The organism is Streptomyces sp. NBC_01689, assembly GCF_036250675.1.
GTDB lineage: Bacteria > Actinomycetota > Actinomycetes > Streptomycetales > Streptomycetaceae > Streptomyces.
In genome coordinates this window covers 7,942,172-7,955,440 of sequence record NZ_CP109592.1, presented here as the reverse complement: position 1 = coordinate 7,955,440, position 13,269 = coordinate 7,942,172, and the positions used below count along the sequence as shown (strand labels likewise).

The 13,269-nt window shown below is 73.6% G+C and carries 16 protein-coding genes and 1 pseudogene; 6 read left to right on the top strand and 11 right to left on the bottom strand.

From position 1 onward, the window contains the following. Nucleotides 1–7: 7 nt before the first annotated feature. From OG776_RS34130 to OG776_RS34120, 3 genes and pseudogenes are all read right to left on the bottom strand, one after another. Complete coding sequence (locus OG776_RS34130; RefSeq protein WP_329326574.1) at nucleotides 8–553, bottom strand: SixA phosphatase family protein; 546 nt, start codon at nucleotides 551–553, stop codon at nucleotides 8–10. Then, on the bottom strand, nucleotides 550–1,350 hold the full coding sequence (locus OG776_RS34125) for a hypothetical protein (RefSeq protein WP_148007977.1): 801 nt from the start codon (nucleotides 1,348–1,350) through the stop codon (nucleotides 550–552). Before OG776_RS34125 ends, OG776_RS34130 begins: the two co-directional genes overlap by 4 nt. Before the next feature lie 92 nt (nucleotides 1,351–1,442). Continuing rightward, a pseudogene (locus OG776_RS34120) lies at nucleotides 1,443–2,110 on the bottom strand (SDR family NAD(P)-dependent oxidoreductase). Nucleotides 2,111–2,285: 175 nt separating this feature from the next. Here OG776_RS34120 and OG776_RS34115 point away from each other — a divergent pair. The 3 genes from OG776_RS34115 to OG776_RS34105 all read left to right on the top strand — a co-directional run bounded on the left by OG776_RS34115 (nucleotide 2,286) and on the right by OG776_RS34105 (nucleotide 4,278). Further along, a complete protein-coding gene (locus tag OG776_RS34115; RefSeq protein WP_329323048.1) occupies nucleotides 2,286–3,176 on the top strand; it encodes a helix-turn-helix transcriptional regulator in 891 nt (296 codons plus the stop codon). A 178-nt stretch (nucleotides 3,177–3,354) separates the two neighbouring features. Further along, entirely contained in the window at nucleotides 3,355–3,762 is a 408-nt protein-coding gene (locus OG776_RS34110; protein WP_148007974.1) for a CoA-binding protein, read from the top strand. Nucleotides 3,763–3,837: 75 nt separating this feature from the next. After that, nucleotides 3,838–4,278: a GNAT family N-acetyltransferase gene (locus OG776_RS34105; RefSeq protein ID WP_148007973.1), complete on the top strand. Its 441-nt coding sequence runs from the start codon at nucleotides 3,838–3,840 to the stop codon at nucleotides 4,276–4,278. 73 nt (nucleotides 4,279–4,351) lie between these two features. On the opposite strand, the gene OG776_RS34100 is transcribed toward OG776_RS34105, so the two are convergent. From OG776_RS34100 to OG776_RS34090, 3 genes are all read right to left on the bottom strand, one after another. After that, a complete protein-coding gene (locus OG776_RS34100; RefSeq protein ID WP_329323046.1) occupies nucleotides 4,352–5,200 on the bottom strand; it encodes an alpha/beta fold hydrolase in 849 nt (282 codons plus the stop codon). 123 nt (nucleotides 5,201–5,323) lie between these two features. Then, nucleotides 5,324–5,881: a YbaK/EbsC family protein gene (locus tag OG776_RS34095; RefSeq protein WP_148007971.1), complete on the bottom strand. Its 558-nt coding sequence runs from the start codon at nucleotides 5,879–5,881 to the stop codon at nucleotides 5,324–5,326. A gap of 43 nt (nucleotides 5,882–5,924) precedes the next feature. Beyond that, nucleotides 5,925–6,497, bottom strand: coding sequence for a helix-turn-helix domain-containing protein (locus OG776_RS34090; RefSeq protein ID WP_148007970.1), 573 nt, complete (start codon nucleotides 6,495–6,497; stop codon nucleotides 5,925–5,927). A 93-nt stretch (nucleotides 6,498–6,590) separates the two neighbouring features. On the opposite strand from OG776_RS34090, the gene OG776_RS34085 reads away from it, so the two are divergent. Continuing rightward, on the top strand, nucleotides 6,591–7,448 hold the full coding sequence (locus OG776_RS34085) for an EamA family transporter (protein ID WP_148007969.1): 858 nt from the start codon (nucleotides 6,591–6,593) through the stop codon (nucleotides 7,446–7,448). Between the two features lie 100 nt (nucleotides 7,449–7,548). On the opposite strand, the gene OG776_RS34080 is transcribed toward OG776_RS34085, so the two are convergent. Further along, nucleotides 7,549–8,346, bottom strand: coding sequence for an acyltransferase (locus OG776_RS34080; RefSeq protein ID WP_148007968.1), 798 nt, complete (start codon nucleotides 8,344–8,346; stop codon nucleotides 7,549–7,551). 117 nt (nucleotides 8,347–8,463) lie between these two features. Between OG776_RS34080 and OG776_RS34075 the strand changes: the two genes are divergently transcribed. Further along, nucleotides 8,464–9,003: a gamma carbonic anhydrase family protein gene (locus OG776_RS34075; protein WP_148007967.1), complete on the top strand. Its 540-nt coding sequence runs from the start codon at nucleotides 8,464–8,466 to the stop codon at nucleotides 9,001–9,003. Nucleotides 9,004–9,076: 73 nt separating this feature from the next. Here the strand turns inward: OG776_RS34075 and OG776_RS34070 are convergent, their stop codons facing one another. From OG776_RS34070 to OG776_RS34055, 4 genes are all read right to left on the bottom strand, one after another. Then, a complete protein-coding gene (locus OG776_RS34070; RefSeq protein ID WP_148007966.1) occupies nucleotides 9,077–9,733 on the bottom strand; it encodes a DedA family protein in 657 nt (218 codons plus the stop codon). 345 nt (nucleotides 9,734–10,078) lie between these two features. After that, a complete protein-coding gene (cynS, locus tag OG776_RS34065; protein WP_148007965.1) occupies nucleotides 10,079–10,522 on the bottom strand; it encodes a cyanase in 444 nt (147 codons plus the stop codon). A gap of 92 nt (nucleotides 10,523–10,614) precedes the next feature. Then, nucleotides 10,615–10,944: a hypothetical protein gene (locus OG776_RS34060; protein ID WP_148007964.1), complete on the bottom strand. Its 330-nt coding sequence runs from the start codon at nucleotides 10,942–10,944 to the stop codon at nucleotides 10,615–10,617. Nucleotides 10,945–11,397: 453 nt separating this feature from the next. Next, a complete protein-coding gene (locus tag OG776_RS34055) occupies nucleotides 11,398–11,850 on the bottom strand; it encodes a DUF4442 domain-containing protein (protein WP_187285512.1) in 453 nt (150 codons plus the stop codon). Between the two features lie 149 nt (nucleotides 11,851–11,999). On the opposite strand from OG776_RS34055, the gene OG776_RS34050 reads away from it, so the two are divergent. After that, on the top strand, nucleotides 12,000–13,034 hold the full coding sequence (locus OG776_RS34050) for a hypothetical protein (RefSeq protein ID WP_329323043.1): 1,035 nt from the start codon (nucleotides 12,000–12,002) through the stop codon (nucleotides 13,032–13,034). Nucleotides 13,035–13,269 lie beyond the last annotated feature (235 nt).

Genomic DNA, 13,269 nt, shown 5'->3' with positions numbered 1-13,269 from the left:
GGGCCCTTCAGGGCTTCTTCCGGCCGCGCGGCACGATCATGTCCGTCAGCAGGGCCACGCCCGGGGTGAGGTCGTCCCAGGAACCCCCGTGCCAGGCCAGGACCGCGACCGCGGAGGTCGGGAACTTCGTCCGTACGTCGTCGAGCGCGTCGTCGAGACCGTCCCCGGCCAGGTCGAGGACCAGCTCCTGCAGCCCCGGATTGTGGCCGATCAGCAGCAACGTCATCATCTGGTCCGGGACTTCGTGTACGGCCGCGAGCAACTCCGGTGCGTCGGCGCCGTAGAGCCGCCGGTCGAACCGCGCGGGCGGCGGGGTGCCCCACTGCTGCGCCGTCAGCTCCCATGTCTGGCGGGCGCGCACGGCGGTGGAGCAGAGCGCGAGGTCGGGCAGGCAGTCGGCGTCCGCGAGGGCGCGCCCGGCCGCGGGGGCGTCGCGGCGGCCGCGCAGGGCCAGCGGCCGGTCGTGGTCGCCGACGCCCATGGGCCAGGCGGACTTGGCGTGCCTGAGGACGACGAGTCTGCGCAGCGGCCCGGCTCCGGCGCGTGCGATCACCACTGGGTCCCGATGTCACGGGTGAGCTCGAGTCCGAGCAGCCGGTCCGCGTAGGCGTACGTCTCGAAACGGGCGCCGTCCGGCACGTCCTCGGCGTGCTCGACGCGCCGCAGCACCGCCAGCACGGCGGGGACATCGAGGTCGTCCTCCCACGCGGCGCGCAACTCCTGCCGTACGGGCTCGGGGACGGGACGGGAGGGCCGGGTGGCCCAGCCGGCGACGGCCTTGCGCCAGCGTGCGAGGGTCTCGCGGGAGCCGTCGAGGTCGGCGGCGGCCAGGTCGAGGGAGTGCCCGCGCGGGGTCGTGAGCAGGATCATCCGCAGCAGCGCGTGATCGGCGGTGCCGCTCACCGGGGCGACCTCGACGCGGACGCCGTCGCGCTCCGGGTCCGGGAGGCCGGGGATCACGGTGGCCCGTCCGGCGGGGTCCTCGTCGGAGGGGGGCGGTCCGTCGGAGGCCGGTCCCTCGGAGACCGGTCCCCCGGCCATTGGTCCGTCGGCGGAGCCGCCCGTCGTCCCGACCACGTGCAGGGCCGGGCCCGCGCCGCCCCGCTCGCCCTCGGCCCGCCGGATGCCGAGCGCGTCGGCGAGCGCCCTGAGTCCCGCGGGCGGGTCGGCCACCGTGACGACGGGGGTCCCGCCGAGCTCCAGTGCCCTGGCGAGCACGTCGGCGACGAGCAGCACCCGCAGCGCGGACAGGTCGTCCCCCGCCACGTGCGCCTCGACGCGGGTCAGGCCGCGGCGGGCGCGGACGGCGTCGACGGTCTCGCCCGTTCGGGCGTCGGTGATACGCAGCACGAGGTGAGCGTAGGCGGCCGAAGGGCCGCGCGCAGGACGGTCGCCGCCATTCCGGACGGTCGGCCCGCCGGACCGTCCGGGTGTCCGCGGGGTCAGGCTTCGAGGTCGTCGGCGAAGTGGCGGTACCCGTGCCGGTCCCGGTGGATGGTCCACAGGGCCTCCGCGAGGGCGTCGGGGTCCTTCCTCGGGTGCCCGGGGATGATCGCGCCGGGAATGACGAACTGGGCGACGTGGATGCCGTCGGGGGCGAGCGCCTCGTGCAGCAGATGGCCGTAGGCGCTCTCGGCGGCGAAGGCGATGGAGGTGCCGGCGCGCTCGACGTGCGGGAGCGCGGCGGTGCCGCCGTTCACGAAGAGGATGGTGCCGCGGCCGAGTTCCCGCATGCCGGGGAGCACCTGGCGCACCGCGACGACGGGACCGTACACCGAGAACTCGATCGGGCCGACCAGGTCGGCGGCACCGGTCTCCAGGACGGGGCGCATGAAGTCGCGGTGCGGGACCGGGCTGTACTGCAGGACCTCGATGGGCCCCAGGGCGTGGCGACGGCGGCGTCGAGAGCCGCCTCCAGCGCGGCCGGGTCACGGACGTCGGCTGCGAAACCCCGCGCCGTCACCCCCTCCCCGGCCAGTTCGTCGGCGAACGTCCGCGTCCGGTCCGCGTCGCGCGAGACGAGGGCGACGTCGAAACCCGCGCGGCCGAAGCGCCGCGCGACGGCGGCTCCGAGGCCGGGTCCGGCTCCGACGACGGCGATGGTGGTCATGGTGTTCCTCGGCTGGTCTCGGGGCGGGCGGTCTCCCCCCACCGAGCTTCCGGCCTGCGGGCCCCACCCGCATCCCGGCGGACGGGCCCGCCGCGCACCGGGACCGCGTCCGCGGGCGTGACACGGCCCCGCGCTCTCCTGCCCCGCAGGTCATCGGGCTGCCACACTGGTGGCCATGGCACGTGAGCGGCGGAACGGCAGCGGCGGCGGCACGGATCTGGGGAGTTTCCTGCGCGCCCGCCGTACCCATGTGTCCCCGGAGGAGGCCGGTCTCAGGGTCGGGCCCGCCCTGCGCCGGCCGCCCGGACTGCGCCGCGAGGAGCTGGCCATGCTCGCCGGGGTGAGCATCGACTACTACACACGGCTGGAACGCGGCCGGGAGACCCGCCCCAGCCCCGCGGTCGTGGACGCCCTCGCCGGGGTCCTCCGTCTGGACGCGCGGGAGCACGAGCACCTGCGCGACCTCGTCGCGCGGGCCGCGCGCGACGCCTCGCGGGAACCGGCGGCGCCCACCCGTACCGTGCGGCCCGGCGTCCGGCTGCTCCTGGAGAGCCTGCGGCCCAACCCCGCCCACGTGGTCAGCCGTACGTCGGACGTGCTCGCGTGCAATCCGGGCGGGATGCGGCTCCTCGCCGGTCTGGACGAGTGGCCGGCCCGGGAGCGCAACGTCGCGCGCTATGTGTTCCTCCATCCGGACGCGCCCTCGCTCTTCGACGACTGGGACGAACAGGTCCGTGCCTGCGTCGGGCGGATGCGGGCCCTCGCGGGTACCGACCCCGACGCCCCCGACCTCGCCGCGCTGGTCGACGAACTCCTGCTCAAGAGCCCCGACTTCGCACGGCTGTGGGACCACTACGACGTCCGGCTGCGCTCCCACGGCCATCGGACGTTCCACCATCCGGAGGTCGGCGACCTGACCCTCGGCTACCAGTCCATGCAGCTCGACGGCACCCCCGGCCACCGGCTCGTCGCCTACTACGCCGAGCCCGGCACGCCCGGGTACGACGCGATGGCGCTGCTCGACACGGCCGTGGACCGGAGCCGCCCGAGAACCGGGAGCGGCTGAGGCGAGCGCCCGACCGGCGTCCCCGCGCCCGCCCGCAGCTCCGGGTCCGTGCCGGGGATCGCGGAACCACGTCCGGCGATCCGGGAATCCTCCCGCGCCGTCCGCCGTTCTTTCGGCTGAACAGCTGAAACAGCTGAACGGCGATGACATTCCACGGCAGCACCCCAGGAGGACGACCGTGTACGGCGACCGGACGACGATCAGCAGGATCCTGAACGAACTCGGCGACACCTGGGCGGTCGTCGGCCTCTCGTCGAACCAGGGGCGCGCGGCGTACGGGGTCGCCGACGTCCTGCGGCGCCACGGCAAGCGGGTCGTTCCCGTGCACCCGAAGGCCGAGACCGTCCACGGCGAGAAGGGCTATCCCTCGCTCGACGCGATCCCGTTCGACGTCGACGTCGTGGACGTCTTCGTCAACAGCGACCTCGCCGGGGCGGTGGCCGACGAGGCCGTCGCGATCGGCGCCAAGGCCGTCTGGTTCCAGCTCGGCGTCGCCGACGAGGCCGCGTACGAGCGGACCCGCGCGGCGGGGCTCGACATGGTCATGGACCGCTGCCCCGCCATCGAGATCCCCCGTCTCGGCTGATCCGCCGCGCGCCGTCCCCGGCCCGTGCGGCAAACCCGGTTGACGCCGTGCGCGGCAGCCGGGTTTGCTGCCGAGGTGTCCACTCTCCTCTTCCGGCGGCCGGCCGACGAACCCGGCCTCGAAGCCTGGCGTCACGTCCACAACGTGATCGTCCCGCCCGCCGCGCTCTCCCTCGACGAGGTCCGGGAGCGGGCCGTCCGCAACCTCCTGGAGGTCGTCCACCTGGGCGACGTCCTGGTGGGCTGCACGACGGTCCGGCCGCCGGAACCCGGCACGGCCACGGCCACCGTGATCGCCCGGGTGCTGCCCGGGCACCGCGGCCGCGGGTTCGGCGGCGAACTGTACACGCGGGGTCTTGAGCAGGCGCGGGAGCTGGGCGCCGAGGTGATCGAGACGGTCGTCCTCGCCGCGAACGAGGACGGGCTGCGCTTCGCCCTGAAGCACGGATTCACGGAGACCGAGCGCTATGTGCTGCCCGGCGACCCGTCGGAGTGGATCGATCTGCGGCTGACCTGACGCGGCGCCTCTCCCGGCCACGCCCCGGGCCGCGACGTACCTCCGTACCGCGGTACCTCCGTCCCGTCGGCCGTCACCGTTCCCGTTCGAGGAACTCGACGACGGTCTCCGTGAAGAACCGCGGGTCGTCGAGCCAGGGGAAGTGCCCGGCGCCGGGCTGGACGACCGGACGCGCCCCGGGTATCAGCGCGGCGGCCTCGCGGGCCACCCGCGGCAGCGGCCCGCTGTCCAGTTCGCCCGCGAGCAGCAGGATCCGCGTGCCGAGCGCGGCGACGGCGGCGCGGGTGGCGGCGGGCCGGAAGGCACCGGGGGACGCGTACAGTCCGGCGGCCTCCTCGTTGGTCTGTCCGACCTCACCGGAGGCGTGCGCCCTGGCGGTCGCGTCCCAGCGGCCGTAGAAGAAGGGAGCGGCGGCGTCCCGGTCGGCATCCGTCGCCGAGCCGGCCCAGATCCTCCCGAAGGCGTCGTACGCCTCCTCGAACCACGGCTCCGAGCGGCGCAGCAGGGCCGCCTCCCGGCGGTGCTCCCGGCTGAAGTCGACGCCGAGGGCCCGCGCGCGGGCGGTCACCAGGGTGAGGGTGCGCACACGGTGCGGATGCGCGGCCGCGTGCAGCAGGGCGAGATCACCGGCGGCCGAGTGGGCGAGAAGGTCTACGGTGTCCAGTCCCAGATGGGTGCGGAAGGCCTCGACGTCCGCGACCTGTCGGTCGCATCGGTACGTCGCCGGGTCGTCGGGGGCGGCGGAGTCGCCGGTTCCCCGCAGGTCGAGCAGGTACAGCCGACGGTGCCGGGACAGTCCGCCGAGGTCACCGAGGTAGGCCGAGGCCCGCATCGGGCCGCCGGGCAGGCAGAGCAGCGGTGCGCCCTCCCCCACGGCGTGGTAGGCGAGCGTGGTCCCGTCGGGGGCGGGGAAGGTCGGCATGGCGTCATTCTGGTGATCGCGCGCGGGCCACGGCAACCGTTCGACACGCGAGGGCCCGGCACCCGCCCCGATACCGCCGGCCCCGCACCGGCTCCGCTCCGGCTCCGCCCGGGTGCCGGAGTGTCAGGCGACGCCGAGGCCCTCCGTCACCACGGCGTTGGGCAGTTCCGTGAACGCCTTGCCGGGTACCAGCAGCTTTCCCCGCCGACGGCCGCTGCCGACCAGGACGTACGGCAGCTCGGCGACCGCCGGGTCCACCAGGACGGGCCAGTCGGCGGGCAGTCCGAGGGGAGTGATGCCGCCGTACTCCATGCCGGTCTCGCCGGTCGCGACGTCCATCGAGGCGAACGAGGCCTTCCGGGCGCCGAGCCGGCGGCGGACGACGTTGTTGACGTCGACCCGGGTGGTGGAGAGGACCAGGCACGCGGCGAGCGTGGTCTCCGCGCCCCTCCGGCCCGCGACGACCACGCAGTTGGCGGACACGTCGAGCAGTTCCCTGCCGTAGTGCTCGACGAAGGTCGCGGTGTCGGCCCGGGCGGGGTCCGTGTCCACGTACACGATCTGCTCGGCGGGTACGGTGCCCCGCCAGGCCCGTACGGCGTCGGCGACCGGGCCGACGAGGTCGCCGAGGCACTCGGGAGCGGGCGTGGCGTGGTCGAAGTCTCCGATGGGGGCGCGCATGACCGCACGCTAACAGCCGCCCGGGGGCGCCCGGCCGGGGGTCTCAGTGCACGAGCGGGACCGACACCGCCATGACCAGCTCCACGGGTACGTCACCGTCGTTGCCGTACCGGTGCGGGGTGTTGGCCTCGAAGGAGGCGCTCGCCCCCTCCGGCACGCGGTGCGGGACGCCGTCGACGGTGAGGGTCAGATCGCCCGCCGTGACGTGGACGAGCTCCACGGTTCCCGTGGGGTGCGGGTCCGAGGGGCTGCCCTCGCCCGGCATCAGGCGCCAGTCCCACATCTCCAGCGGGCCGGGGGCCTCGGTGCCCGCCAGCAGCCGGTTGTAGCTGCCGGCGTCCGTGTGCCACAGCCGTACGGCCTGCTCGGCGGGGACGATCCGGACCTTCGGGCCCTGTTCGTAGTCGAGGAGCGTGGTGATGCTGACCCCGAGGGCGTCGCCGATCTTGACGACGGTGCCGAGGCTGGGGTTGGTCCTGGCCTGCTCGATCTGGATGAGCATGCCGCGGCTGACCCCGGCGCGGGCCGCGAGTGCGTCCAGGGTGAAGCCGCGCTCGGTGCGCCAGCGCTTCACGTTGCGCGCCAGGGACTGGGTCAGCAGGTCGAGGTCCGACACATTCCGTCCAATATTGTGAATGACAGAGTTCAATAGAGTGAACTATGGTGTGGTGCACCCGATCGTTCACCGAACTGTACTGCGAGGCGACTCATGACAGCGCTCTTCGCCCTGGCCACCAGCCTCCTGTGGGGCCTGGCCGACTTCGGCGGAGGCCTGCTGACCCGCCGGACCCCCGCCCTGACCGTGGTCGTCGTCTCGCAGGCGGTCGCGGCGGGCGTCCTGGGTGTGATCGTGGTCCTCACCGGCGCCTGGGGCGAGGCGGGGCCGCGGCTGTGGTTCGCGGTCGCGGCCGGCCTGGTGGGACCGGTCGCGCTCTTCTCGTTCTACAAGGCCCTCGCCCTCGGCCCGATGGGCGTGGTCTCGCCGCTCGGCTCCCTGGGTGTCGCCGTCCCGCTCACCGTCGGGCTCGTCCTGGGCGAACGGCCCGGACCGCTGCAGTTCGCGGGCATCGCGGTCGCCCTCGCCGGTGTCGTGCTCGCGGGCGGCCCGCAGTTCAGGGGCGCCCCCGTGCAGCGGCAGGCGATCCTGCTGACGCTGCTCGCGGCGCTCGGCTTCGGCACGGTGTTCGTCCTGATCGCGGAGGCGTCCTCGTCCGTCACGGGCCTGTTCCTCGCCCTGTTCGTGCAGCGCGTGACCAATGTGGTCGCGGGCGGTGCGGCGCTGGGGGTCTCGGTGCGGCACGGCTCCGCCGGACTGCCCGACGGCGGCTTCCCCTGGCGCGCGCTCCCGGCCTTCGCCTTCGTCGGCCTCGCCGACGTGGCGGCCAACGGCACGTACTCCGTCGCCGCCCACCTGGGCCCGGTGACGGTGGCCGCCGTGCTCGCCTCCCTCTACCCGGTGGTCACGGCGCTGGCCGCGCGCGGGTTCCTCAGCGAACGGCTGCGCGGCATCCAGGCGGCGGGCGCGGGCCTGGCCCTCGTCGGCACGGTCCTGCTCGCGACGGGGTGAACACCGGCTCGGCGCGGTCCGGCCGGTCCGGGTCCGGCACGGACCGAGCCGGCTGCCGGGTGCACCCCGGCCGGTGCCCGTGCCCACGGCGCGGCGGCGATCAGGGCTCGGCGCGTACGTCCCCGGCGACCTCGCCCGTCGCGAGGTCCAGTTCCGCGAGCCGGGCCACGGCCGCCTCGTCCAGGCCCGACAGCGCGAGCAGCTGCTCGGGGGTGACGCCGTCGGGGATCGGCACGGGCGCCGGTGTGCGCAGCGGCGGCTGCCATCCGGCCGCCGGGTCCCAGCGCCGTACGACCCGGGCGGGAGCGCCCGCCACGACCGCGTGGTCGGGCACCGTGCCGCGTACCACCGCGCCGGCGGCCACCACGACGTTCCGCCCGATCCGCGCCCCCGGCAGGATCACCGCCCCGGTGCCGATCCAGCAGCCGGGACCGATCTCGACCGGCTCCATGCGGGGCCACTGCTTGCCGATGGGCTCGTGCGGATCGTCGTACGAGTGGTTGGTGGACGTCACGTACACGTAGGGCCCGAAGTAGCAGTCGCTGCCGATGGTGACCGTCGTGTCCGCGATGACATGGCTGCCGCGGCCGAGCACCACGCCGTCCCCGAGGCGCAGGATCGGCTCGGGGCCGAGGTCGAGGTCGGGCATCAGTCCGGCGGTGAGGGTGACCTGCTCGCCGACGATGCAGTGGTCGCCGAGATGGATCCAGGGTTCGCCGAAGACGGTGCCGAGCGGGAAGGCCAGTCTGGTACCCGTTCCGATCGCCCCGAAGCGCAGCCGGCCCGGATGTTCGGCCGTGACGGAGGCCGTGCGCTGCACCCAGGCCCAGCCCGCGTGGACGGCACGCTGCACGAGACGGCGCCGCCATGACGAGAACTTGTTCCTGTTACTGGGCACGCGCTCACCGTACTCAGGGGGAGTGGGAGCCAGCAGGGATCACGGCTGTGATCTTCGCCCCACCGCGCCGGGGATCATGGCATACGGTGCCGGTGTACCGACGACGAGGAGGCGGCGATGACGCAGCAGGCGCTGATCATGGGGATCGGCGGCAAGGATCCGCAGGTGGACCCGGAGGCGTTCACGGCACCCACGGCGGTGGTCATCGGTGACGTGACCCTGGGGGCGGGCGCCGGCGTCTGGTACGGCGCGGTGCTGCGGGCCGACTGCGGGCCCATCGTCATCGGCGCCGACAGCAACATCCAGGACAACTGCACGCTGCACGTCGATCCCGGCTTCCCGGTGACCGTGGGCGAGCGGGTCTCCGTCGGGCACAACGCCGTGCTGCACGGCGCCACCGTCGAGGACGACTGTCTGATCGGGATGGGGGCGACGGTCCTCAACGGGGCGGTGATCGGCGCCGGTTCGCTGGTCGCGGCGCAGGCCCTGGTCCCGCAGGGGATGCGGGTCCCGCCCGGCTCGCTGGTGGCGGGCGTCCCGGCGAAGGTCAAGCGTCCGCTGACGGAGGAGGAGCGGGAGGGTCTCACGCTCAACGGCACCTTCTACGTGGAGCTGGCGAAGGCGCACAGGGACGCGGTGGAGCGGGCGGGGAGCTGAGGCGTGGCCTTCGGGGACGCGGGCGCCCGTGTCCCCGGTCGCGGCCGGCCGGTGCCCGCGGGGCCCGGTCGGCTCAGGGGACCTGGTCGGCGGCGACCGGCTCCGGCCGGACCTCGTCCAGCTCGGCGGACACCCGCTTCGCCCGGCGCTTGACGACCAGCATCGAGCCGAGCCCGATGAGCACCGCCAGCACCAGTCCGACCCACGAGAACCGCTTCAGCCAGGACTCGGCGACGACGCCCACGTAGTAGATGACCGCGGTGGTGCCACCGGCCCAGACGACCCCGCCGAGCACGTTGGCGATCAGGAACTTCCAGTACGGCATCTTCAGCACACCGGCGAGCGGCCCCGCGAAGATGCGCAGCAGGGCGATGAAGCGGCCGAAGAAGACGGCCCACATGCCCCACTTCTGGAACGAACGCTCGGCCGTCGCGATGTGTCCCGGACCGAAGTGCCTGGGGAACTTCCTGCCGAGCCAGGCCAGCAGCGGCCGTCCGCCCCGGCGGCCGATCGCGTAGCCGATGGAGTCACCGACCACCGCGCCGACGGTGGCGCACGCCCCGAGGATGACGGGATTGATCCCCGCGTGCTGGGAGGACAGCAGAGCCGCCGAGACCAGGATGATCTCGCCGGGCAGGGGTATGCCCAGGCTCTCCAGACCGATGACCAGGGCCACCAGCGCGTAGATGCTGACCGCGGGCACCGTCTCGAGCCACTCCTGGACGTGCAACTCCCGCTCCTCGGCGTCATGTGTCTCCCGGCATGCGCTCGGACGAGCGCATGCCGGGAAGCCTACCGCTCGGCCGAGTGCGGCGGAGTCACGCGGTTGACGCCGGTGCTCCCGGAGAGCGGCCGCGCAGGCGGTGGGCGCGGCGCCGCGACGGGGGCCGCCGGCGAGAGCGCCTGGCCGGCGCGATGGAGACGGCCGAGGCGGCCGGCCGGACGGCGTGCGGGGCCGCCGCCACGGCCGGTGGGCGCACCGCCCCCGCGAGGGGGCGCGCCACCACCGGCCGCGCTACCACCGATCACCCCGTCCCTGATCCGGACACGACGGGTCCGGCCACGGGTGATCCCGCTACCACTGGTACGGGAGGTACTTCCCGTCGAGGGTGACGACCACGCGGTCGCCCGCGGGGTCGGGCACCCGCCGTACGTCGAGCCGGAAGTTGATCGCGCTCATGATGCCGTCACCGCACTGCTCGTGGATCAGCTCCTTGATGGTCGGCCCGTACACCTGGACGACTTCGTAGAGCCGGTAGATCGTCGGGTCGACGGGGACGGCGGCGTCCAGGGCCCCGCGGGTCGGCTGGAGCTGGAAGGCGAGGACCGCGTCGTCGCCGAGTTCCAGGAGCGCCGCGGCCGTCGTCGCCTCCTCCTCGCGCATGGGGTGCTGCCCCAGCAGCGCCGCCGTCGTCCAGGCGAGCGGCTTGCCGACCGCTTCGGCCAGTTGGGCCCAGGTGACCCCTGTTCTCACCTTGGCCTGACGGACGGCTTCGGCGGCTTCGCGCTTGCTGAGCATGCACATCTCCGTTCCTGGAGAACCACGCAGACAGGTCGGGCCAGCCTAGGGAGAACACTCACCGTGATCCATAGGACCGGCCCGAACTCGCCTCAGTCCCGGGGCTCGACGTGGATCCGTCGGCCGTCCCAGCGGAGTGTGTCGCCGAGCCGGGCGACGGCCGGCGGTTCCCCGTCGCGCCGGATGGTGAGGCCGTCGGCGCCGAGTCCTGCCGTGTAGCCGTGCTGTCGGCACCACCGGCCCGGGACGTCCGGGGGGATGTCGGGGTGGAGCAGGAGTGTGGTGGGGTCGGCTCCGGCCCGGTTGTCGACGATGTCCCGGAGCGATGCGGCCATGGCGCGCAGTCTGCGGCTCTTCCGTCTGCTGAGTGCCCGCATCGCCTCGTACTCGTACTCGAAGGCCACTTCACCCAGATCGCTCACGACGTCCCCTTGCTGCGGAGGACCGTCGCCCGTCGGCTCCGCCCCCCTGCCCACCGGCCGCACGCGCACGTCGGACGGTGGATGTGTCCGGCCCGCCGGACCCTCGGGCGGCGGCTGCATCCAGGGTATGCCGAAGGGACCACGCCCTTCGGACGGTTGGCGGCGCAGGGCCTGGTCACGGCCGCGCGGGCCGGTACGGGTGGTGGCGCGGGAGGGTACGGGGGCTCAGGAGGCGGTGGGTGCGTCGGTGGAGGCGATCGTCGTCGCCGGCGAGCGGGTGCATCCGGCAACGGGCCGGCGTGCCGTCGACCTCGCGCGCCCGTCCCGGTCCGGCGGGGCTCGGCCGGCGTCACCGGGGGCGGTCGCGGAGGCGACCCGGGCGGGCGGTCCGCCCGGCTTCCCCCCGGGGTCCGACGCGGACCTCCAGGGGGAGAGTTCGTACGGGGAGGACGGTCAGCCGTTCGGCCGCAGGGTCCACACCACGGTCATCTCTCCGGTGACCGCGCCGTCCGCGCGCTGGATGGCGACGGTGACAGGAAACTCGGGGCGCTGCCCGGCGTCGAGTTCCGCCACGACGTCGGCGGCCGGACGGCCGAGGGTCGCGGTGGCGGTGACCGGCCCCATCGCCAGCTTCCGGTAGGCGATCTCGGCGCTCACCGCGAGCGGCACGGCACGGGAGAGCTGCTCCCCGAAGGCGGCGAGGACGATCGCCCCGCTCGCCGACTCGCCGAGGGTGAACATCGCCCCGGCGTGCGGACCGCCGACGTGGTTGTGGAAGTCGCTCTGGTCCGGGAGGTTCACCACGGCCTTCTCCGGCGTGGTCTCCACGAATTCGAGGTTGAGGGTCCGGGCCATCGGCACCGTGGCGGCGAGCATCTCGCCGATCGTCATCTGGTCTGCGCTCATGTCCGCATGTTACCCACGAGTAGAAAATCCTGGCCAGCACTGGGGCATGTGAAGAAAACGAAAAAATCAGGACCCGATCTCTGACCGGTACATGGCTGACGAAGAGCAGTGACCGAAACGTGTCACGGCCGCTACTAGGGTTACTGCCCATGTGGCCAGGACAGCAGCCGCCCGGGGGCGAGCAGAACCCGCAGAACCAGAACCCGCAGCAGCCGAACCCGTACCAGCAGCCGGGTTACCAGCAGCCGAATCCGTACCAGCAGCCGGGATATCAGCAGCCGAATCCCTACGGGCAGCCGCAGTGGGGGACCGTGCCGGACTCGCCCGGGGGCCCCCACGCGCCCGGTGGGCCCGGGGGCGGGAACCGGGGCGGCGGCAACCGGACGAAGGTGACCGCGATCGTCGCGGCCTCGGCCGTCGTGATCGCGGCGGGCGTCACCGGCTTCCTCGTCCTGGGCGGCAAGGGCAAGGACGACAAGGCGGGCGGCGACCCGACCACGTCCTCGTCCCCGAAGACGTCCGCCTCGGCGTCCGCGAGCGGTGACGACAACCCGCGCGGTACGGACGACGAGAAGCCGACCGTCGCGGGCTGGAAGGTCGTCGTCAACCCCAAGTGGGGCACCGCGTTCGACGTCCCGGCCGACTGGAACGTCCGCACGCCCGGCACCTTCATCGGCTTCGAGGACGAGAAGAAGGGCGACGGTTCCGCCGTCATCGGCATGTCCGCGCCGGCCTTCCTCAAGGAGAAGTGGTGCACGTCCGACGACGACAAGGACGGTCGTACGGACGACACGGCGCTGGCCGCCGCGGGCACCAAGGGACAGAGCGGCGCCAAGAACACCGACGACGTCGCGCGCAACGACTCGGCCTGGTGGGTCTTCGGCGGCTACACCGACCAGAAGGAAACCTCCAAGAAACTGCTCAAGATCGGTAAGCCCACGCCGTACACGACCGCTTCCGGCATCACGGGCAGCGTCGCCACGACGTACTCGACCGGCGTGCCGAAGAAGGGCAAGTGCGACTCGAAGGGCAAGGCGACCACGTTCGCCTTCAAGAACTCCGCGGGCGACTTCGTGTCCTGGACGCTCTACGGCGCGAAGGGCGTCGCCGAGGAGGTTCCCGACGCCACGATCCGGAAGATACTGAGCACGGTCCGGCTGCACGGTGAGCCGACCGGGTCCTGACGCCCGCGCGCGGCGAGCCGGCCGGGTCCCCACGCCCGCACACGGCGAGCGGGCCGGATCATGACGTCCGTACGGTGACCTGCGGGGTCGTGAGCGGCGCACGGTGAACCGGCGGGACGGTGGGCGTCGCACGCCGGACCGGCGGGGCGTGGGCGGACCCGGGGAACGCCGAGCCGCGGGCCGGTCCCCCGAGCGGTGCGCGGAGGGTCCGCCCCGGGTTTGGCAAGTCGGGCAC

Excerpts from the sequence above, each read along its gene's own strand:
- OG776_RS34115 (WP_329323048.1), top strand. The coding sequence starts at position 2,286 with ATGGCACGTGAGCGGCGGAACGGCAGCGGCGGCGGCACGGATCTGGGG.
- OG776_RS34100 (WP_329323046.1), bottom strand. The coding sequence starts at position 5,200 with ATGCCGACCTTCCCCGCCCCCGACGGGACCACGCTCGCCTACCACGCC.
- OG776_RS34095 (WP_148007971.1), bottom strand. The coding sequence starts at position 5,881 with ATGCGCGCCCCCATCGGAGACTTCGACCACGCCACGCCCGCTCCCGAG.
- OG776_RS34085 (WP_148007969.1), top strand. The coding sequence starts at position 6,591 with ATGACAGCGCTCTTCGCCCTGGCCACCAGCCTCCTGTGGGGCCTGGCC.
- OG776_RS34075 (WP_148007967.1), top strand. The coding sequence starts at position 8,464 with ATGACGCAGCAGGCGCTGATCATGGGGATCGGCGGCAAGGATCCGCAG.
- cynS (WP_148007965.1), bottom strand. The coding sequence starts at position 10,522 with ATGCTCAGCAAGCGCGAAGCCGCCGAAGCCGTCCGTCAGGCCAAGGTG.
- OG776_RS34055 (WP_187285512.1), bottom strand. The coding sequence starts at position 11,850 with ATGAGCGCAGACCAGATGACGATCGGCGAGATGCTCGCCGCCACGGTG.
- OG776_RS34050 (WP_329323043.1), top strand. The coding sequence starts at position 12,000 with ATGTGGCCAGGACAGCAGCCGCCCGGGGGCGAGCAGAACCCGCAGAAC.